17 protein-coding genes are annotated in these 18,850 nt (G+C 61.1%); 4 read left to right on the top strand and 13 right to left on the bottom strand.

The annotated features are described in order from the left end of the window. From ACQZ5N_RS19680 to ACQZ5N_RS19645, 8 genes are all read right to left on the bottom strand, one after another. The gene (locus tag ACQZ5N_RS19680; protein ID WP_448733864.1) at nucleotides 1–1,956 is read right to left on the bottom strand and encodes an acetoacetate--CoA ligase; all 1,956 of its coding nucleotides are present in this window, start codon (nucleotides 1,954–1,956) and stop codon (nucleotides 1–3) included. After that, nucleotides 1,953–2,837 carry a 3-hydroxyisobutyrate dehydrogenase gene (gene mmsB, locus ACQZ5N_RS19675; protein WP_448733863.1) on the bottom strand — a complete coding sequence of 295 codons (885 nt, stop codon included), beginning with the start codon at nucleotides 2,835–2,837 and terminating at the stop codon, nucleotides 1,953–1,955. The genes ACQZ5N_RS19680 and mmsB overlap by 4 nt, the downstream gene beginning before the upstream one ends. A 13-nt stretch (nucleotides 2,838–2,850) precedes the next feature. Next, on the bottom strand, nucleotides 2,851–4,446 hold the full coding sequence (locus ACQZ5N_RS19670) for a GMC family oxidoreductase (RefSeq protein WP_003522498.1): 1,596 nt from the start codon (nucleotides 4,444–4,446) through the stop codon (nucleotides 2,851–2,853). A 74-nt stretch (nucleotides 4,447–4,520) separates the two neighbouring features. Next, nucleotides 4,521–5,528: a branched-chain amino acid ABC transporter permease gene (locus ACQZ5N_RS19665; protein ID WP_137453354.1), complete on the bottom strand. Its 1,008-nt coding sequence runs from the start codon at nucleotides 5,526–5,528 to the stop codon at nucleotides 4,521–4,523. A gap of 1 nt (nucleotide 5,529) precedes the next feature. After that, a complete protein-coding gene (locus ACQZ5N_RS19660; protein WP_003522496.1) occupies nucleotides 5,530–6,417 on the bottom strand; it encodes a branched-chain amino acid ABC transporter permease in 888 nt (295 codons plus the stop codon). Nucleotides 6,418–6,419: 2 nt separating this feature from the next. Next, nucleotides 6,420–7,121 (bottom strand): ABC transporter ATP-binding protein, encoded by a 702-nt coding sequence (locus ACQZ5N_RS19655; RefSeq protein WP_448733862.1) that lies wholly within the window; start codon nucleotides 7,119–7,121, stop codon nucleotides 6,420–6,422. A gap of 1 nt (nucleotide 7,122) precedes the next feature. Next, nucleotides 7,123–7,908, bottom strand: coding sequence for an ABC transporter ATP-binding protein (locus ACQZ5N_RS19650; RefSeq protein WP_059756888.1), 786 nt, complete (start codon nucleotides 7,906–7,908; stop codon nucleotides 7,123–7,125). A 25-nt stretch (nucleotides 7,909–7,933) separates the two neighbouring features. Then, nucleotides 7,934–9,142 (bottom strand): ABC transporter substrate-binding protein, encoded by a 1,209-nt coding sequence (locus ACQZ5N_RS19645; RefSeq protein WP_059756891.1) that lies wholly within the window; start codon nucleotides 9,140–9,142, stop codon nucleotides 7,934–7,936. A 231-nt stretch (nucleotides 9,143–9,373) separates the two neighbouring features. Here ACQZ5N_RS19645 and ACQZ5N_RS19640 point away from each other — a divergent pair, with 231 nt between their 5' ends. Together ACQZ5N_RS19640 and ACQZ5N_RS19635 are read left to right on the top strand one after the other, a co-directional pair. Continuing rightward, complete coding sequence (locus ACQZ5N_RS19640; protein WP_059756893.1) at nucleotides 9,374–10,291, top strand: LysR family transcriptional regulator; 918 nt, start codon at nucleotides 9,374–9,376, stop codon at nucleotides 10,289–10,291. A gap of 135 nt (nucleotides 10,292–10,426) precedes the next feature. Next, complete coding sequence (locus tag ACQZ5N_RS19635) at nucleotides 10,427–11,449, top strand: LLM class flavin-dependent oxidoreductase (RefSeq protein ID WP_003522491.1); 1,023 nt, start codon at nucleotides 10,427–10,429, stop codon at nucleotides 11,447–11,449. Between the two features lie 103 nt (nucleotides 11,450–11,552). Here the strand turns inward: ACQZ5N_RS19635 and ACQZ5N_RS19630 are convergent, their stop codons facing one another. After that, the gene (locus ACQZ5N_RS19630; protein WP_448733861.1) at nucleotides 11,553–12,671 is read right to left on the bottom strand and encodes a mandelate racemase/muconate lactonizing enzyme family protein; all 1,119 of its coding nucleotides are present in this window, start codon (nucleotides 12,669–12,671) and stop codon (nucleotides 11,553–11,555) included. A gap of 232 nt (nucleotides 12,672–12,903) precedes the next feature. On the opposite strand from ACQZ5N_RS19630, the gene ACQZ5N_RS19625 reads away from it, so the two are divergent. Further along, nucleotides 12,904–13,578 (top strand): GntR family transcriptional regulator, encoded by a 675-nt coding sequence (locus tag ACQZ5N_RS19625; RefSeq protein WP_020809100.1) that lies wholly within the window; start codon nucleotides 12,904–12,906, stop codon nucleotides 13,576–13,578. Between the two features lie 109 nt (nucleotides 13,579–13,687). Next, the gene (locus tag ACQZ5N_RS19620) at nucleotides 13,688–15,157 is read left to right on the top strand and encodes a mannitol dehydrogenase family protein (protein WP_448733860.1); all 1,470 of its coding nucleotides are present in this window, start codon (nucleotides 13,688–13,690) and stop codon (nucleotides 15,155–15,157) included. A gap of 50 nt (nucleotides 15,158–15,207) precedes the next feature. Here ACQZ5N_RS19620 and ACQZ5N_RS19615 read toward each other — a convergent pair whose 3' ends face one another. The 4 genes from ACQZ5N_RS19615 to ACQZ5N_RS19600 are packed head-to-tail and all read right to left on the bottom strand — an operon-like array spanning nucleotide 15,208 to nucleotide 18,811. Next, nucleotides 15,208–16,053 carry an ATP-binding cassette domain-containing protein gene (locus ACQZ5N_RS19615; RefSeq protein ID WP_003522486.1) on the bottom strand — a complete coding sequence of 282 codons (846 nt, stop codon included), beginning with the start codon at nucleotides 16,051–16,053 and terminating at the stop codon, nucleotides 15,208–15,210. Beyond that, nucleotides 16,050–16,889: an ABC transporter ATP-binding protein gene (locus tag ACQZ5N_RS19610; RefSeq protein ID WP_003522485.1), complete on the bottom strand. Its 840-nt coding sequence runs from the start codon at nucleotides 16,887–16,889 to the stop codon at nucleotides 16,050–16,052. Before ACQZ5N_RS19610 ends, ACQZ5N_RS19615 begins: the two co-directional genes overlap by 4 nt. 3 nt (nucleotides 16,890–16,892) lie before the next feature. Beyond that, nucleotides 16,893–17,807, bottom strand: coding sequence for an ABC transporter permease subunit (locus ACQZ5N_RS19605; protein WP_137453360.1), 915 nt, complete (start codon nucleotides 17,805–17,807; stop codon nucleotides 16,893–16,895). Then, nucleotides 17,804–18,811, bottom strand: a complete 1,008-nt coding sequence (locus ACQZ5N_RS19600; RefSeq protein ID WP_003522483.1) for an ABC transporter permease subunit — start codon at nucleotides 18,809–18,811, stop codon at nucleotides 17,804–17,806. Before ACQZ5N_RS19600 ends, ACQZ5N_RS19605 begins: the two co-directional genes overlap by 4 nt. Nucleotides 18,812–18,850 lie beyond the last annotated feature (39 nt).

Here is an 18,850-nt window from a genome sequence, read left to right as displayed (position 1 = left end):
CTAGTCCTTCAGCTGCGGCAGGTTGCGGAAAAGTTCGAGCGCTTCGGGATTGGCGAGCGCATCGGCATTCTTCACCGGCCGGCCATGGATGGTGTCGCGCACCGCGATTTCGGAAATCTTGCCCGAACGCGTGCGGGGAATGGCGCTGACGGCAATGATCCTTGCCGGCACATGCCGCGGCGTCGCACCCGAACGGATGCGGCTGCGGATGGTCTTTTCCAGCTCTTCCGTCAGGGTTGCACCGCCCTTCATGCGCAGGAAGAGGATGACCCGCTGGTCACCGTCGATATCCTGCCCCACGGCAATGGCCTCTTCGACTTCAGGCACGGTCTCCACCTGCCGGTAGATTTCCGCAGTCCCGATGCGAACCCCGCCGGGATTGAGCGTCGTATCCGAACGGCCATGGATGACATAACCGCCGGAGGGGCGCATTTCGGCAAAATCGCCATGCGCCCAGATGCCCGGAAACCGGTCGAAATAGGCGGCCTGATAGCGCGAACCGTCCTCATCGCCCCAGAACTTCACCGGCATGGACAGATGCGCATTGCGGCAGACGAGTTCGCCGGCAACGCCACGAACGGAACGGCCCTCATCGTCGAGCGTGTCGATATCCATGCCGAGCATCGCACCCTGCAATTCGCCGCGATGCACCGGCTGCAAAGGGTTGCCGCCGAGGAAACAGGCGCAGATGTCAGTACCGCCGGAAATGGAGGCGAGGTGTACGTCGGCCTTCCAGTCGCGATAGATATAATCGAAGGATTGCGGGATGAGCGGCGAGCCTGTCGAAAGGATCGTGCTGAGCGATGAAAGATCGTGGCTTTCGCGCGGCTTCAGCCCGGCCTTCAGGCAGGCGTCGATAAACTTCGCCGACGTGCCGAAAGTGGCGATCCGTTCGGCGTCGATGAGATCGATTAGCCGCGCGGATGTTGGATAACCGGGATTGCCGTCATAGGTGACGAGCGTAGCGCCAAGCGCCAGACCGGAGACCTGCCAGTTCCACATCATCCAGCCGCAGGTGGTGAAATAGAAAAAGCGCTCCCCTTCCTGAATATCGCATTGCAGCTTCAGTTCCTTCATGTGCTGAAGAAGCAACCCGCCGCCGGAATGGGTGATGCATTTCGGCTTGCCGGTGGTGCCCGAGGAATAAAGGATCGCCAGCGGCGCCTTGACGGGCAGACGGTTGAAGGCGATCTCGCCCGCCGCATAAGGCGCGACGAAATCCGTAAGCGTCACGCAGCCGAGATCGGCAAGGCTTGCGGGCACGGCATCGCCGATCAGCACGATCCTTTCAGGAGCCGCACTTTCCGCGACGGCGCGGATGGTCGGGCCGACATCGATGCGTTTGCCGGCATAACCATATTCCGGCACGGCGATGAGGATTTTCGGACCGATCTGCGACAGGCGGTCGGAGGCTCCCGCCGGGCCGAAATCCGGCGAGCAGGAGGACCAGATCGCCCCGATGGCGCTCGCGGCCAGATAGCTGACAATCGCCTCGACATCATGGGTGACGATGGCCCCGACGCGGTCGCCTTCGCTCACACCCGCATGGGCAAGCGCCTGCACCATGCGGGACACTTCGTCGTAAAGCTCTCTGCGGGTAATCTCGCGCCTTGTGCCATCGTCGCGATGGGCGATGATCGCCAGCCGCTCATCGGCATCGCGCAGCAGGTTTTCGGCATAATTAAGTCTTGCACCCGGATAAAACTCGGCCTCCCGTATGGTCTTGCCGGGCTTGAATGCCGTATCGCCGCGCGTGCCGATAATGCCGAGTTCGTCCCACAGCGCATCGTAAAATTCATCCGGCGCGTTGATGGACCAGCGCAGCAGGCCGGCATAGTCACCGGCGGCCTGCCCGTGCAGCTTTGCGGTTTTCGTCGCGAAGGCGAAAAGCGCCGAGCGCTCCAGCCTCTCCTCCGGCGGCACCCATAAGATGTCGGATGGCGCGGCGTCCGTCATGCTTCGCCCCCGCGCAGCATTTCGACGATGGCGGAAAAATCGCGTCCGCCGCTCCCCTCATCGACGAAGTTCTCATAAAGCGCCGCCGCTGCCGCACCGAGCGGAGTGGAAGCCCCGGCTCCATTCGCGGCCTCCTGCGAAAGCTTCAGATCCTTCAGCATCAGGGCCGCCGCAAATCCGGGCTGGTAATCCTTGTTGGCGGGCGATGTCGGCACCGGGCCCGGCACCGGGCAATACGTGGTGAGCGACCAGCATTGCCCGGAAGAGGTGGAGGCGACATCGAACAGCGCCTGATGCGAAAGACCCAGCTTTTCTCCCAGCACGAAGGCTTCAGAAACGGCGATCATGGAAATGCCAAGGATCATGTTGTTGCAGATCTTGGCCGCCTGGCCGTTACCGCCCTTGCCGCAATGCACGATCTTCTTGCCCATCGCCTCCAGCACCGGCTTTGCCGCAGAGAAAGCCTCCGCTTCGCCGCCGCACATGAAGGTCAGGGTGCCCGCCGCAGCCCCGCCCGTTCCGCCGGAAACGGGGGCATCCACCGATGGGCAACCGGCGGAAGCGGCCAGCTCATGTGCCTTCAGGGCACTTTCCATATCCACCGTCGAGCAATCGATGAGAAGCGTTCCAGCAGGGATTTTCCGAACCAGATCGCCATAGACCGACACGACATGTTCGCCCTTCGGCAGCATGGTGATGATCACCTCAGCCGCTTCGATAGCCTCGGCGGAATCCGCCGCTACGGGAATGCCCGCCTCTTTCGCCGCCGCGCGGCAGGCTTCGGAAAGATCGTGACCCCTGACGGCATATCCGGCCTTGACGAGATTGGCGGCCATGGGCAGGCCCATATGTCCCAGCCCGATAAAAGCGACGGTCTTCATCGGAGCGCTCCTTTCAGCGATTATCCGCAAGGATCATGTCGGCGGCCTTTTCGGCAATCATGATCGTTGGGGAATTGGTATTTCCGGATGTGATGCGCGGCATCACCGATGCATCGGCGACGCGCAGCCCGGCGAGCCGGCGGAATTTCAGCCGCGCATCGACCACGCTTTCCATATCCGACCCCATGCGCAGCGTGCCGACAGGGTGGAAGATGGTGGTGCCGATATCGCCCGCCGCCTTTGCAAGATCATTGTCGTTCTCAAAGGAGGGACCCGGCTTGTATTCCTGCGGCTTGAAGCGCGCGAAGGCCGGCTGGGCGACGATGCGGCGCGTCAGCCGCATGGCGTCGATGGCCACCTGGCGGTCGCCTTCGGTGGAAAGATAGTTCGGGCGGATTTCCGGCTGCATGGCGAAATCCGGTCCTTTCACATGCACTGAGCCCCGGCTTTCCGGCCGCAAATTGCAGACGCTTGCGGTAATGGCCGGAAAAGTGTGAACCGGATCGCCGAACTTGTCGAGCGAAACCGGCTGGACATGATACTCCAGATCGGCGGTTTCCTTTTCCGGCGAAGATCGGGTGAAAACACCAAGCTGGCTCGGCGCCATCGACATCGGCCCGGAGCGCGTCAGCGCATATTCGAGGCCGATCCTAGCCTTGCCGAACAGGGTGGAGGCCCTTTCATTCAGCGTCAGGACGCCGGAGACCTTATAGACCATGCGCAGCTGCAGATGGTCCTGCAGGTTCTCGCCCACACCCTGAACCTCCGCCACCGTGTCGATACCGGCCGCCTGCAACACATCGCCACGGCCGACGCCGGAAAGCTCCAGAATATGCGGCGAGCCGATGGCACCGGCGGACAGCACCGTCTCGCGCCGCGCCCGCATCTTTTTCAAGACGCCATCATGGTGAAACTCGACGCCGGTGACACGGCCTTCTTCGATGATGAGGCGCTTGACATGGGCCTTGGTCAGAACCGTCAGGTTCTTGCGGCCGAGCGCCGGTTTCAGGAAGGCTTTCGCCGTGTTCCAGCGCCAGCCAGCCCGCTGGTTGACGTCGAAATAACCGGCGCCTTCATTGTCCCCCCGGTTGAAATCATCGGTCGCGGGAATGCCGGCTTCGCCCGCCGCCTTCTGGAAAGCATCCAGCACATCCCAGCGCACCCGCGCCTTTTCCACCCGCCATTCGCCGCCGGCGGAATGCATCTCGTTTTTGCCGCGATAAAAGTCTTCCGACTTCAGGAAATAGGGCAGGATATCGTTCCACCCCCACCCCTCGCAGCCAAGCTGCCGCCACATATCGTAATCGCGCGCCTGGCCGCGCATATAGATCATGCCGTTGATGGAGGAGCAGCCGCCAAGCACCTTGCCGCGCGGATAGATCAGCGAGCGGCCGTTCAGCCCCGGCTCTTCCGCCGTCTTGAAACACCAGTCGGTGCGCGGATTGTTGATGCAATAGAGATAACCGACCGGAATGTGGATCCAGTGGTAATTGTCGTTGCCGCCCGCTTCCAGAAGCAGCACGCGGTTGTTCGGATCTTTCGAAAGGCGGTTGGCGAGAACGCATCCGGCACTCCCCGCTCCGATGACGATATAGTCATATTCGCCCATGCTCTTCTCCATGCGCCACCCTTGCCGCACCGTCCCGGGCGCGGAGGAGGCCTTGTCTGTGTTTTCAAAAATGTTTAGCCGCGGTGCTGGAAGCCGAGTTTTCTCCCAAGCCGCGACGCGTAAAATTCGCCGATAAGACCCCGTCGGAACACCAGAACGCAGGCCATGAAAACGAGGCCGGTAATGATGGTGACCGGGAAATCCGATGTCGCGAGATAGTTCTGCAGCGTGACGACGAGACCCGCGCCAAAAATCGGGCCAATCATGGTGCCGATGCCGCCGAGCAGCGTCATCAGGATCACTTCACCGGACATCTGCCAGGTCACATCCGTCAGCGTCGCGAACTGGAAGACCAGCGCCTTCAGACCGCCCGCGAGACCGGCCAGCGTCGCCGACATCACGAAAGCGCCGAGCTTGTAGCGCTGCACGCTGTAGCCCAGCGAAATGGCGCGCTGTTCGTTTTCGCGTATGGATTTCAGGATCATGCCGAAGGGCGAATTGACGAAACGCCAGATGACAAGAAGCGCCAACACAAAGGCGGCCAGCACCGTGTAATAGATGTTGAGCGGCGCATTGAGATCGAGAAGGCCAAAGAGATGGCCGCGCGGCACGCCCTGCAAGCCGTCCTCACCATGGGTGAAGGGCGCCTGAAGGCAGAAGAAATAAAACATCTGCGACAGCGCCAGCGTGATCATGGCGAAATAGATGCCCTGACGGCGAATGGCGAAGAAGCCGATAACGAGACCGAGCAGCGCCGCACCCGCCATGCCAATGACAAGGCCGATTTCCGGCGTCACGCCCCATTCCTTCACCGAATAGGCGGTGAAATAGGCTGCACCGCCGAAAAACGCCGCATGGCCAAAGGACAGCAGTCCGGTGTAACCGATCAGCAGATTGAAGGCGCAGGCAAACAGCGCAAAGCACAGGAGCTTCATCAGAAAGATCGGATAAACGAACATCGGCGCGGCGATGAGGACGGCAAGCCCCGCGAGAATTAGCACAGTCTTGATGGTTCCGGCAGTCGCGGACACTTCCGTCTGCGGTATCGTACCGGCAGTGGGGCTATGGGTGGCTTTGGACATATCAGGCGTCCTTTCCGAAAAGTCCGGCGGGGCGGATGAGCAGCACAAAGGCCATGATGACGAAGATGACGATGTTGGAGGCTTCCGGGTAGAACACCTTGGTCAAGCCTTCGGCGACACCCAGCATGTAACCGGTGACGATGGCGCCCATGATCGACCCCATGCCGCCGACCACGACCACGGCAAAGACGACGATGATGAGGTTCGTGCCCATCAGCGGCGAGACCTGATAGATCGGCGCGGCGAGAACCCCGGTGAAACCGGCAAGGCCGGCTCCCAGCGCGTAGGTCAGCGTCAGGAGAACAGGCACATTGATGCCGAAAGCCTGCACCAGCGTCGGGTTTTCCGTCGCAGCGCGCAGATAGGAGCCAAGCCGCGTCTTTTCGATCAACGCCCAGGTGGCGATGCAGACGATGAGCGAAATGACGACGACAAAAGCGCGGTAATTCGGCAGGAACATGAAGCCGAGATTGGTGCCGCCGGCAAGCTCGCGCGGCACCGAATAGGGTTGGCCCGCCGCGCCATAAAGCCAGCGGAACGTGCCTTCCACCACCAGCGCCAGACCGAAGGTGAATAGCAGCCCGTAAAGCGGATCGAGATCGTAAAGCCGTGACAGCAGGAAGCGTTCGACGATCGCACCGAAAAGCGCCACGACGAAAGGTGTGACGATGAGCGCCACCCAGAAATTGATGCCGAAATATTGCAGGCCGAGGAAGGCGACGAAAGCGCCGAGCATATATTGCGCGCCATGGGCAAAATTGATGACGCGCAGCAGGCCGAAAATGACGGCAAGGCCAAGCGACAACAGCGCATAAAACGACCCGTTGATGAGGCCCACCAGCAATTGCCCGAGCAGTGCCTGAATTGGAACGCCGAAGATCATCGTCATCGTTAAACCCCCAGCACCTTGTTGAGCTCGCCCATGCGGCCGGAAAGCTCGCTGACCGGAAAATTGCTAACCATCTGGCCGTGATCCATCAGGTAGAAACGGTCGGCGATACGGCTGGCAAAACGGAAATTCTGTTCGACCAGAACAACGGTCATGCCGCGGCTCTTCAGCTTTTGCAGCACCTCGCCGATGCGCTGCACGATAACAGGGGCAAGTCCCTCGGTCGGTTCATCAAGCAGCAGCACCTTCACCCCGGTGCGCAGGATGCGCGCCATGGCCAGCATCTGCTGCTCGCCGCCGGAAAGCTTGGTGCCGGGGCTGGTGCGGCGTTCGTAGAGATTGGGAAACAACTCGTATATCTCATCGAGCGTCATGCCGCCGGATGCGACGACGGGCGGCAGCTTCAGATTTTCCTCGACGCTCAGCGTCGCGAAGATGCCGCGCTCTTCCGGCACGAAACCGAGGCCGTATTTCGCCGTGCGATGCAGCGGCACCGGCATCAGATCCTTGCCGGCCAGCTTGATGACGCCCTTGCGGTTGCGAATGATGCCCATGATGGTGCGCAGCGTCGTGGTCTTCCCCACGCCGTTACGGCCGAGAATGGTGATGGTTTCACCCTCGCCGACCGTCAGATCGACACCGTGTAGGGCCTGGCTTTCACCGTACCAGGATTTCAGGTTGGAGACTTCGAGCATTGCCGCCATATCAAGCCTCCTCCGTGCCCATATAGGCCGTGCGCACACGCGGATCGGCGGCAACGGCGGCATAATCGCCCTCCGCCAGAATTTCACCCCGCTGCAGAACCGTGACGTGGTGGCAGATATCGGCCACGACTTTCAGATTATGTTCAACCATCAGCACCGCGCGGGTTTTGGCCACCTCGCGGATGAGTTCGGCCACATGGGAGACATCCTCGCCGCCCATGCCCGCCATCGGTTCATCGAGCAGCAGAACCTTCGGATCGAGCGCGAGCGTGGTGGCGATTTCGAGAACCCGCTTGCGGCCGTAAGAAAGATCGGCCGCAAGCGCATGTTTTTCCCGTGTCAGGCCGACCATGGCGATCAGCTCCTCGGCTCGGGCGTTCAGCCTGTCGAGCGAGGAGAGCGGCAGCCAGAATTGCGTTGCAAGGCTGTTCGGCCGCTGCAACGCCACCCGCACGTTTTCCAGAACCGTCAGATGCGGAAACACCGCCGATATCTGGAAAGACCTGACGAGGCCGAGACGCGCCACCTTGTCCGGTGGCGTCCTTGTTATGTCCGTTCCCATGAAGGTGATCGCCCCGCCTGTCGGCTGGAGAAACTTGGTCAACAGGTTGAAGACCGTGGTTTTGCCGGCACCGTTCGGACCGATAAGCGCATGCACGCGGGCATGGTGGACGTCGAGATCGACGTTTTTCACGGCCGCGAATGCGCCGAAGGTCTTGGAGAGACCGCGCGCCGAAAGAACGACGCGAGGTTCGGCCTGCCCGGCAAGGGCGGGAGCGATCGTCATCAAGCTTTCCCCTTTTTATTCTTCTTTACTGCGTTACCAGCGGGCAACCGCTCTTTGCGGGGTCCATGAAGGCTTCCTTGCCGGGGATGGTGGCCAGTACCTTGTAATAATCCCACGGCTGCTTGCTTTCGTCCGGCTTCTTCACTTCCATGAGATACATGTCGTGGATCATGCGGCCATTGGCGGCCACATGGCCGTCCTTCGAGAAGACGTCGTTGACAGGCATTTCCTTCATGGCCTTGGCAACGGCATCGGCATCGTCGGTGCCGGCCTTTTCGATGGCTTTCAGGTAATGCAGCACGGCGGAATAGGTGCCGGCATGAACCATGTTCGGCATGGCGCCAGTGCGTTCCTTGAAGCGTTCGCCGAACTTGCGCGATTCATCGTCGCGGTCCCAATAAAAACCTTCCGTCAGCGTCAGGCCCTGCGCGGCTTCAAGACCGAGGCCGTGGACTTCGGCAAGCGTGAAGAGAAGCGCCGCAAGCCGCTGGCCACCCGCCACGATGCCGAATTCGGCTGCCTGCTTGATGGCGTTGGAGGTGTCGAGACCGGCATTGGCAAGGCCGATGACCTTCGCGCCCGAGGACTGCGCCTGCAGCAGGAAAGAGGAGTAGTCCGTCGTTGCGAGCGGATGGCGCACGGAACCCAGAACCTTACCGCCATTGGACTTGACGAAATTGGCGGTATTTTCTTCCAGCGAATAACCGAAGGCATAGTCGGCGGTCAGGAAGAACCAGCTGTCGCCGCCCTGCTTGACGAGCGCGCCGCCGGTGCCGACCGCCAGCGAATAGGTGTCATAGGCCCAGTGGAAACCATAGGGGCTGCACTGCTTGCCGGTGAGCTCGGTGGTTGCCGCACCCGTATTGATGGTGATCTTTTTCTTGTCCTTCGACAGCGCCTGCACGGCAAGGCCGACCGACGACGAGGTCAGTTCCATGATCGAATCGACCTGTTCGGTATCGTACCATTGGCGGGCGATATTGGAGGCGACGTCCGCCTTGTTCTGGTGGTCGGCGGTCACCACTTCCACCGGCGCATCGAGCACCTTGCCGCCGAAATCCTCAACCGCCATCTTCGCGGCCTCGTAAGAGTACTTACCGCCAAAGTTGGCGTAGACGCCCGACTGGTCGTTCAGGATACCGATCTTGACCTTGCCGTCCGAAATCTCGGCGGCATAAGCGGCGGTGCCGGCGGCCAGTGCCATGGCCGTGGATAAAACGATACTCTTGCGCATGACTTCTCCTCCCAGAGATGATTGCGAGCCTCAGATTGTCTGTGCAACGGTGAACGAACCGCGTGGGGGACCTGCATGCCATTGCACCTGAACGGTCACACCGCCCTCCTCAAAGCGATGCATCCTGAGCCTAGACTTCTCGAATTCGGCCGTTGACACAAGAGCGGGGCATCATCAAATTGCGAACAGGAACTGTTCATTTTTGAACAGAACTCTTGATGGGAGACAAATATGGCCACCCCTTTTACCTGGGACGACCTGCAATATTTTCTGGCCGTGGCCCGCACCGGACAGCTCTCATCGGCAGCCCGAAGCCTGCGCACCAGCCACGCCACCGTCTCCCGCCATATCGACCGGCTGGAATTCTCGCTTAAAACCAAGCTGTTCGAGCGAAACCCGCGCGGTTATGAACTCACGACCGTCGGGCGGCGGCTGGTGGATACGGTCGAGCGTATCGAGGCGGAAGCGGAAAGGCTGCAATCGGATATTTCCGAAAGCGGCAGCCTGCTGCGCGGCGTGGTGCGCCTTAGCGCGCCTGAAGGTTTTTCCAATTTTTTCTTCGTGGAAAGGCTGAAAGACTTCGCCGTCACCCATCCGCACATCATGGTGGAAATGGTGACGATCCAGCAGATCATGGCGCTTTCCCGAAAGGAGGCGGATGTCGCCGTCACGCTCGATCCGCCGAAGGCCGGTCCCTATATCAACGAACAGATCATCGATTACACGCTGCATATCTATGCCTCGCGTTCCTATCTCGCCGGGCGACCGAAAATCACCAAGCGCGAGGACCTGCTCGATCACTTTTTCATCGGTTACGTGCAGGACCTGATCTTCTCGCCGGGTCTCGACTATATGCGCGATGTGCTGCCCGGCCTGCGTCCGGGCTTTCAGTCCTCGAGTATTTTCGCGCAGCTGACGGCCACGCTGAGTGGCCGGGGCCTGTGCATCCTGCCGAATTTCATCGCCGCGCGTTTCCCGGACCTGCAGATGGTGCTTGCCGGTGAGGTGGAACTGCGGCGGGGCTATTGGCTGACGAGCCATCAAGACCTTGCCAATGTGCCGCGTGTACGCTCGCTGATGGACTTCATTCTCACCACGGCGCGCGCGCATGAAAAACTCTTCATCCTCGACCGCAGGACGATGGTCTGAACAGCCATCGTTCACATTTCGGCGACACCGTGTCTACACGCGGCCGGTTGGAGGATGCGCGTGCCAGCCTATATGACTGACAACAACGAAGCCGGTTTGTGAAGACCGGCATCCTCCGACATCTGGAAGGTCATCATGAAAAAAATCGGATTCCTGTCCTTCGGCCACTGGACGCCCTCGCCCCAGTCGCAGACCCGCTCGGCTGCGGACACGCTGCTGCAATCGATAGACCTCGCCGTCGCGGCGGAAGAGCTGGGTGCCGACGGCGCCTATTTCCGCGTGCACCATTTCGCCCGCCAGCTTGCCTCGCCCTTTCCGCTGCTGGCTGCCGTCGGCGCGCGCACGAAAAAGATCGAGATCGGCACCGGCGTCATCGACATGCGTTATGAAAACCCGTTCTACATGGCGGAGGACGCCGGTTCGGCCGACCTCATCGCCGGCGGACGCCTGCAGCTCGGCATCAGCCGTGGCTCGCCGGAGCAGGTGATCGATGGCTGGCGTTATTTCGGTTACCGTCCGGCCGAGGGCCAGAGCGAAGAAGACATGGCGCGTCAGCACACCGAAGTCTTCCTCGAGCTTTTGAAGGGCGAAGGTTTCGCTGAGCCGAATCCGCGCCCGATGTTCCCCAACCCGCCCGGCCTTTTGCGACTGGAGCCGCATTCCGAAGGGCTGCGCGAGCGCATCTGGTGGGGTTCGAGTTCCAATGCAACGGCGGTGTGGGCGGCAAAGCTCGGCATGAACCTGCAAAGCTCCACCCTGAAGACGGACGAAACGGGCGAGCCTTTCCATGTTCAGCAAGCGCAGCAAATTCGCACCTTCCGAGAAGCATGGAAGGAAGCAGGCCACACCCGCGAGCCGCGTGTGTCGGTCAGCCGCAGCATCTTCGCCCTCGTCAATGATCGCGACCGGTCGTATTTCGGTTACGGCAACGAAGGCGATGACAAGATCGGTTATATCGACGACAAGACGCGCGCGATCTTCGGGCGCAGCTATGCCGCCGAGCCGGAAAAACTGATCGAACAGCTGAAAGCCGACGAGGCCATCGCCGAGGCCGATACGCTGCTTCTGACCGTGCCGAACCAGCTGGGCGTCGATTACAACGCCCATGTGATCGAGACGATCCTCAAGCAGGTAGCGCCGGCTCTCGGCTGGCGCTAAATTTGGAAAAATTGCATCATCCACACTCCGTCATGCCGGATCTAGTCCGGCATGACGGAGAACGTGCTTTCCCTCCCTTAAAATCCGGGCTGTATACCGCTGCTCATTTCACCGCCTTGCCATAACGGGCGAAGCTTTCCGCCAGCGGCGTGGTGCTGGCGCCGGGGTGCTCCGGACGTTTGTAAACGCCATCCCGCACATGGATCGGCTCTTCGAAATGATCCTTGATCCACGGAATATATTCGAGAATGGTCGAAGCCGGGTGCCAGTAGCTCAGATGCACATGCACCTGGCTCATCTCGCCGGCATGCGGCACCACGGGCAGGCGATGGGCGAGCGCGAGATCGGCGACCTGGATATATTCGGTGATGCCGCCAAGTCGGGTCACATCCGGCTGGACATAGGCAACCGCGCCGGCATCGATGAATGAGCGGAACGCATCCACCGTGTAAAGCTGCTCCCCGAGCGCAATCGGAATCGAAGTATTGCGCGCCAGCCGCGCATGGCTCGTCACATCGTCATACCAGAGCGGTTCCTCGAACCAGTAAATGTCCAGATCTTTCGCCGCCGCGCAGAAACGCTGGCATGTGGGCAAATCCCACTTGCCGTTGCCGTCGATGGCGATGCGGATGGACGAACCGACACGCTTGCGCACGGCCGCAAGGCGGGCAATATCGAGATTCGGATCGTCATGCCCGACCTTGATCTTCAGCCGGGTGAAACCGTCTTCCTCCACCGCCCTTGCGCTGCCCGTCAGCAAATCCTCCAGCGTGAAGGAAAGCCAGCCAATATCGGTATTATAGGCCTCCACCGCCGCCGTGCGCGCGCCGCCGAGATAGTGCCAGAGCGGCACGCCCGCCTTTTTCGCCTTCAGGTCCCAGAGCGCAACGTCAACTGCGGCCAGCGCCAGATGGGTGATGCCCGCCCTGCCGACCCATTGCAGCGCCGGATAACGGGCCAGTTTCGTCCACAGCCTCGAATGCTCCGATGCATCCTCCCCCACCAGCAAGGGCGCGTAACAATCGCTGATGCAGGATGTGATCAGCCTGTCCGACGGCAGATGCGCGTGGGTGCCGGTAAAACCATAGCCCTCAAGGCCATCGCTGGTGGTGATCTTTGCACCGACGACGCCCCAATGGGTGATGCTGTGGGTGGAATCGGAAATGGACTCCGATGTCAGCGGCAGGTGCAGGATGAAAGGTTCGACAGCGGTAATTTTCATGATCGGTCATTCCTCGATGCTTGATCGCTTCCGGGGAGGAATAGACGCCACGTCCCCGCGACCACGGGCCGCGCAGATGGGCTTTCGGGAAATTGCCAGACCGCCCTCCTCCAGCAGCCGGCTCCCAATGACGGATAGAGCTAAAGGAAAAATGGCCTTTGTAAAATAAAAAATTTTTTATTTTTAATATTCAGCCATTGCCAGCCCTTCGAAGCTGAGCAATGATGCCGCCATGAACTCGCTGGTCAAAGTCACTCTCGCCGAACAGGCGCATCAGGAACTGCGCGCGCGTATCGTCAGCGGCAGATTGCGCGGTGGCGAACGCCTGCTGCCCAATGAGCTTGCCGCCGATCTCGGCATCAGCCCCACGCCGGTGAAGGAAGCCTGCCTGAAACTCGAGGCCGATGGGCTGGTGGTCAATTCCTCCCGGCGCGGCATGGTGGTGCGCGATTTCACCGTGGAGGATGTGGAGGAACTTTACGCCGCCAGAATGCTGCTCGAAAAAGGCGCCGTGGAAGTGGCCTTCGACGCCGGGCAACTGGATGGAGCGCTGCACGCGGAACTGCTGGAAAGCCTTGCGAAACATCGCGAATTCGCCAAAGGCTCGACGCTCGACGAATTGTCGAAAGCGCTTTTTTACGACCGCAGCTTCCATACGACCCTTGTGTCGGCCGCGCGCATTCCGGTCATTTCCGGCTCGCATGAGCGCATTCTTGACCAGACCCACACGGTTTTCGTCTCGATCCTCGGCGACTACGCCCGCTCGGTCGAGGAGCACCAGAATATCGCCGATGCCATCGCCGCAGGCAGCAAGGCCCAGATCGTCGATGCCCTGTGGCGGCATCTCGAGCGCAGCCGCCAGAATACGCTGCGCCAGGTCAGGCTGCTCAAAGAGGCCGGCGCCTGATCATTCCGCATATAAGGGGAGGAACCGACATGATGCGCCACAAGCCGGACGCCGCAACGAAAGCGGCGCGAGCCACAACCGTCCCGTTCCGCATGGGGATTTCGCATCGATGACAGACCGGCTTTCCGCTGCAACCCTGCCCCGCCTGCCGCAATCCGTAACGACACCGGCCTATAACCGCCAAAGCGTCACGCCGGGCATCGTCCACCTCGGCGTCGGGGCCTTTCATCGGGCGCATCAAGCGGTTTTCATCGACGATTGCCTTAATCGCGGCGAAACCCGATGGGGCATCGTCGCCGCATCGCTGCGCAGTTCGGATACGCGCGACGCCATCGAGCCGCAGGATAATCTCTACACCTTTTGCCTGCGAGACGGGGAGAGCGAGCGCCTGCGCGTGATCGGTTCGATTCTCGAAACCATCGTCGCCACGGAAGAGCCTGAACGGCTGGTGGAGCGGATGGCCGATCCGCGCGTCCTCATCGTCACCCTGACCGTGACGGAAAAAGGTTACCTGACCAATCTCGCCTCCCGCAGCCTGCTGCGCGATCATCCCGATATCGTCCATGACCTTGAAAACCCGGAGCGGCCGCGCTCCATCTTCGGCTTCATCCTTGCGGCCACACGGCGCAGGCGCAGGCAAGGTTCTCAGCCCCTGACGCTCCTGTCCTGCGACAACCTGCCCGCCAACGGCCATGTGCTGCAAAAGCTGCTGCTGGAATTTGCGGAACTGGCCGATCCGGAACTGGCATCCTTCATTGAAACCAATATTGCCTGCCCCTGCTCGATGGTGGACCGGATCGTTCCCGCCACCACGGATGCGGACCGGGAGGCGATTTCGACCGCACTCGGCCTCAGCGATGCCTGGCCGGTGGTGGCCGAACCCTATTTCCGTTTCGTCATTGAAGATCGTTTTCCGCATGGAAGGCCGGCGCTCGAGAAGTCGGGCGTGGAATTCGTCGGCAATGTCGAACCATACGAGCATATGAAGCTCAGAATGCTGAACGGCTCCCACAGCGCCATCGCCGCCATCGGCCAGATTGCCGGCCTTGCGACGGTGGCGGATGCGTGGGGTGAAAAGCCCGTGCGCGATTTCATCGACGCCTATTGGCGCGAGATCGAACGGACGCTCGATCCCGCCGTCGACGGTGCGGAATTCGCAGCCGGCCTGCGGCAGCGTTTCGCCAATCCCTCATTGCAGCACAAGACCATGCAGATCGCCTCCGATGCGTCGCAGAAAGTACCGCTGCGCATTCTTGGCCCCTTGCGCGAATTGCTTGCGGAGAAGGCTGAAAGCCGGACGGTCATTTTCGCCGTCGCGCTCTGGATCAGGTCCTGCGCGGACAAGAATGAAAAGGGGCAGCCGATCACCATTCTCGATCCCGCTTTCAAGGAGTGGGATGCGCCGGATCAACTGGCAATGACGCCGGATGCGGTCGTCGACCGTTTTCTGACTTTCGAACGCACATTTGGCAGCGACCTGCCCAGGAACGAAACCTTCGTCCCAACCCTGAAAGCCGCCTATCGCGACATTCGGGAACAGGGCGCACTTGCGGCAATCGAGCCTTTCCTGAAGTCCTGAAAAAGAACAGGCCGGAAATCCGGCCTGTTTTTAACCTCGGTCGTCAGTCTTCAGGCTGTCGCTGCCAGCCGTGCCGCCTTGCGGCGTTCCACGCGGGCGCGGATGGCATCGACATCCGTGATCGGTGTCGCGGCGAAAAGCTGGCGGGTATAGGGATGCTTCGGGTCGGCGAAGAGTTCCTCGCGCGTGCCCTGCTCCACCGCCACCCCCTTCGAAATGACCATCACATCGTCGGCGATGTAACGCACCACCGAAAGATCGTGGCTGACGAAAACATAGGTCAGCTCGAATTCTTCCTGAAGGTCGGCGAGAAGGTTCAGCACCTGCGCCTGCACCGAAAGATCGAGCGCGGAGACCGGTTCGTCCAGCACCAGCAGCGCCGGGTTCAGCATCAGTGCGCGCGCAATGGCGATGCGCTGGCGCTGGCCGCCGGAGAACATGTGCGGATAACGGTTGAAATGCTCAGGACCGAGACCGACCTTCACCAGCATGGCTTCGGCCCGCTCGCGGCGCTCGGAAGCCGGTATCTTGGTGTTGATGACCAGCGGCTCCATCAGCACGTCGCCCACCTTCTGGCGCGGATTGAGGCTGCCATAGGGGTTCTGGAACACCATCTGCACCTTGGAGCGCATCTCCGTATCGGGACGGCGTCTGGCGATATCGACCGGCTTGCCTTCGATCTTCAGTTCACCGCCGGATGCCGGATCGATCAGCGCGATGATGCGGGCCAGCGTCGATTTACCGGAGCCGGATTCACCGACGATGGCGAGCGTCTTGCCGCGCTCGACGGTAAAGTCGATGCCTTTAAGGGCCTGCACCGTCTTGGCGCCGCCGAACAGGCCGCCGGGAACGTGATAGTCGCGGGTAATGCCCTTGCCTTCGACAACGATACTCATTGAACGCCCTCCTTGCCGAAGAAATCGGAAACCGTGGGCAGACGGTCGCCGGTGGCATTTTCCGGCAGGGCCGAAAGCAGTGCCTTGGTATAGGGATGCTGCGGGGCCTCGAACAGGCTCAAGACATCCGCCTCCTCCATCTTGCGGCCCTTATATTGCACGACGACGCGGTCTGCGGTTTCCGCCACCACGCCCATGTCATGGGTGATGAGGATCAGCGCCATGCCATATTCCGCCTGCAGGTTCATCAGCAGATCGAGGATCTGCTTCTGGATCGTCACATCGAGCGCGGTGGTCGGCTCGTCGGCGATCAGCAGGCGCGGTTTGGAAGCGATCGCAATCGCGATCATCACGCGCTGGCACTGGCCGCCCGACATCTGGTGCGGATAGGCCTTGAGCTTGGTTTCCGGCTCGGGAATGCCGACAGCACGGAACAGTTCCAGGGCGCGGGCACGCGCAGCAGCGCCGCTCATGCCGAGATTGAGGCGCAGAACCTCCTCGATCTGGAAACCGACCGTGAAGGACGGGTTGAGCGAGGCGACCGGCTCCTGGAAGATCATGGTGATCTCGCGACCGATCACCCGGCGGCGCTCCTGCGGCGACATGGCCAAAAGGTTCTTGCCGTCGAAGGTCATCTCGTCGGCGGTGATCGTCGCCGTATCGGGCAGAAGCCCCATGACGGCGAGCATCGATACCGACTTGCCGGAACCGGACTCACCGACGATGGCCAGCACCTCGTGTTTGTCCACGGAGACATCGATGCCGTTGACGGCCGTGAAGGCGCCGGTGGCGGTGGCGAATTTGACGGTGAGGTTCTTGATTTTCAGCAGGCTCATCGCTCAGCTCCGCTTCAGTTTAGGATCGAGCGCATCGCGCAGGCCGTCACCCATGAGGTTGATGGCGAGCACCGAGATCAGGATCGTCAGGCCCGGAAGGGTCACGACCCACCAGGCGCGCAGGATGAATTCGCGTGCTTCCGCCAGCATCGTGCCCCATTCCGAAGCGGGCGGCTGCGCGCCCATGCCGAGGAAGCCGAGAGCGGCGGCATCGAGAACCGCGGACGAGAAGGAAAGCGTCGCCTGAACGATCAGCGGCGCAAGGCAGTTCGGCAGGATGGTCTTGAACATCAGCCGGATATTGCCGGCGCCGGCCACGCGGGCGGCGGTGACATATTCTCGTCTCAACTCACTCATGACGGCCGCACGCGTCAGACGCGCGAAATGCGGCTGGTAGACGATGGCAATCGCGATCATGGCATTGGTGAGACCCGGCCCGAGGACCGCCACCAGAACCAGCGCCAGAAGCAGCGACGGAAACGCCAGAATGACATCCATCACGCGCATGATGACGGTATCCACCCAGCCACCGAAGAAGCCGGCGACGAGACCGATGACGATACCGCCGACAAGGGCGATGGAGACGACGACGACGCCGATGAACAGCGAATATTGCGCGCCGTAGATCAGGCGGGACAGCATGTCGCGGCCCACCGCGTCGGTGCCGAAGAAGAAGCCGGCGCGGCCGCCTTCCTGCCAGACCGGCGGGACGAGCAGCGCATCGCGATATTGTTGTGTCGGATCATGCGGGGCAAGGATGGGCGCGAAGATCGCCACCAGCACAAGCAGGATGAAGACGGCAAGCCCGATGACGGCGCCGCGGTTCTGGCGGAAATAGAACCAGAAATCGGCAAGCATCCGGCGGCGGATGGCGGCGTCCGAAAGGCGGACGCCGGGGGTGGTGATCACATCGGTCATTTGTGACGGATCCTCGGATTGATGAGGCCATAGGTCAGATCGACGAGCAGGTTGACGATCATCACCAGACCCGCGATCAGGAGCAGGCCGCTCTGCACGACCGGATAATCACGGCGCGAGATGGAATCGATCATCCACTTGCCGATGCCCGGCCAGGAAAAGATGGTTTCGGTCAGGATGGCGCCAGCCATCAACACGCCGATCTGCAGGCCGATGGTGGTGATGACCGGGATCATGGCGTTGCGCAGCGCATGAATGCCGACGACGCGGGCGGACGACATGCCCTTGGCGCGGGCGGTGCGCACATAATCCTCACCCATGACTTCCAGCATGGCCGAGCGCGTCTGGCGCGCAATCACCGCCAGCGGAATGGTGGCGAGCACGACGGAGGGCAGGATGAGATGCGAAAAGGCCGACGCGAAGGCGCCCTTCTGGCCCGAAATCAGGCTGTCGATCAGCATGAAACCGGTGACGGAGGGGAAGAAATACATCAGCGAGATGCGGCCCGACACCGGCGTCCATTGCAGGATGCCGGAGAACATGATGATGAGCAGCAGCCCCCACCAGAAGATCGGCATGGAGAAGCCGACGAGCGCGGTCGTCATGGAAATCTGGTCGAACCAGGAACCGCGACGGATGGCGGCGATGACGCCGACCGGCACGCCGATCAAGGTTGCGATGATGATGGCGACGAGACCAAGCTCGACCGTCGCGGGGAAGAGCGACAGGAACTCGGTGAGAACCGGCTTCTTGGTGACTAGCGAATTGCCGAGATCGCCCTGAAGCAGCCGTCCGAGGAAATGAAGATATTGCTGCCAGATGGGCTGGCTGAAGCCGAGCTGTTCGGCAAGCTGCGCATGCCGTTCGGGTGAAATGCCGCGTTCGCCCGCCATCAGCAGCACGGGATCTCCCGGCAGGACGCGCACGAAGGAGAAGGCGACAAAGGTGATCCCGAGAAATGTCGGAACGAGATAGAGAAGTTTGCCGAGAATGAACCGGATCATGGCTTTTTCCTGAAAAGACGCGCGGAAGAACAGGGTTCT

It is taken from the genome of Agrobacterium sp. 22-221-1 (assembly GCF_053522445.1).
This window is presented reverse-complemented; position numbering and strand designations above follow the sequence as displayed.

Bases quoted from the DNA above. Each gene is read 5' to 3' on its own strand.
- ACQZ5N_RS19680 (WP_448733864.1), bottom strand. From the start codon at position 1,956: ATGACGGACGCCGCGCCATCCGACATCTTATGGGTGCCGCCGGAGGAG.
- mmsB (WP_448733863.1), bottom strand. From the start codon at position 2,837: ATGAAGACCGTCGCTTTTATCGGGCTGGGACATATGGGCCTGCCCATG.
- ACQZ5N_RS19670 (WP_003522498.1), bottom strand. From the start codon at position 4,446: ATGGGCGAATATGACTATATCGTCATCGGAGCGGGGAGTGCCGGATGC.
- ACQZ5N_RS19665 (WP_137453354.1), bottom strand. From the start codon at position 5,528: ATGTCCAAAGCCACCCATAGCCCCACTGCCGGTACGATACCGCAGACG.
- ACQZ5N_RS19660 (WP_003522496.1), bottom strand. From the start codon at position 6,417: ATGACGATGATCTTCGGCGTTCCAATTCAGGCACTGCTCGGGCAATTG.
- ACQZ5N_RS19655 (WP_448733862.1), bottom strand. From the start codon at position 7,121: ATGGCGGCAATGCTCGAAGTCTCCAACCTGAAATCCTGGTACGGTGAA.
- ACQZ5N_RS19650 (WP_059756888.1), bottom strand. From the start codon at position 7,908: ATGACGATCGCTCCCGCCCTTGCCGGGCAGGCCGAACCTCGCGTCGTT.
- ACQZ5N_RS19645 (WP_059756891.1), bottom strand. From the start codon at position 9,142: ATGCGCAAGAGTATCGTTTTATCCACGGCCATGGCACTGGCCGCCGGC.
- ACQZ5N_RS19640 (WP_059756893.1), top strand. From the start codon at position 9,374: ATGGCCACCCCTTTTACCTGGGACGACCTGCAATATTTTCTGGCCGTG.
- ACQZ5N_RS19635 (WP_003522491.1), top strand. From the start codon at position 10,427: ATGAAAAAAATCGGATTCCTGTCCTTCGGCCACTGGACGCCCTCGCCC.
- ACQZ5N_RS19630 (WP_448733861.1), bottom strand. From the start codon at position 12,671: ATGAAAATTACCGCTGTCGAACCTTTCATCCTGCACCTGCCGCTGACA.
- ACQZ5N_RS19625 (WP_020809100.1), top strand. From the start codon at position 12,904: ATGAACTCGCTGGTCAAAGTCACTCTCGCCGAACAGGCGCATCAGGAA.
- ACQZ5N_RS19620 (WP_448733860.1), top strand. From the start codon at position 13,688: ATGACAGACCGGCTTTCCGCTGCAACCCTGCCCCGCCTGCCGCAATCC.
- ACQZ5N_RS19615 (WP_003522486.1), bottom strand. From the start codon at position 16,053: ATGAGTATCGTTGTCGAAGGCAAGGGCATTACCCGCGACTATCACGTT.
- ACQZ5N_RS19610 (WP_003522485.1), bottom strand. From the start codon at position 16,889: ATGAGCCTGCTGAAAATCAAGAACCTCACCGTCAAATTCGCCACCGCC.
- ACQZ5N_RS19605 (WP_137453360.1), bottom strand. From the start codon at position 17,807: ATGACCGATGTGATCACCACCCCCGGCGTCCGCCTTTCGGACGCCGCC.
- ACQZ5N_RS19600 (WP_003522483.1), bottom strand. From the start codon at position 18,811: ATGATCCGGTTCATTCTCGGCAAACTTCTCTATCTCGTTCCGACATTT.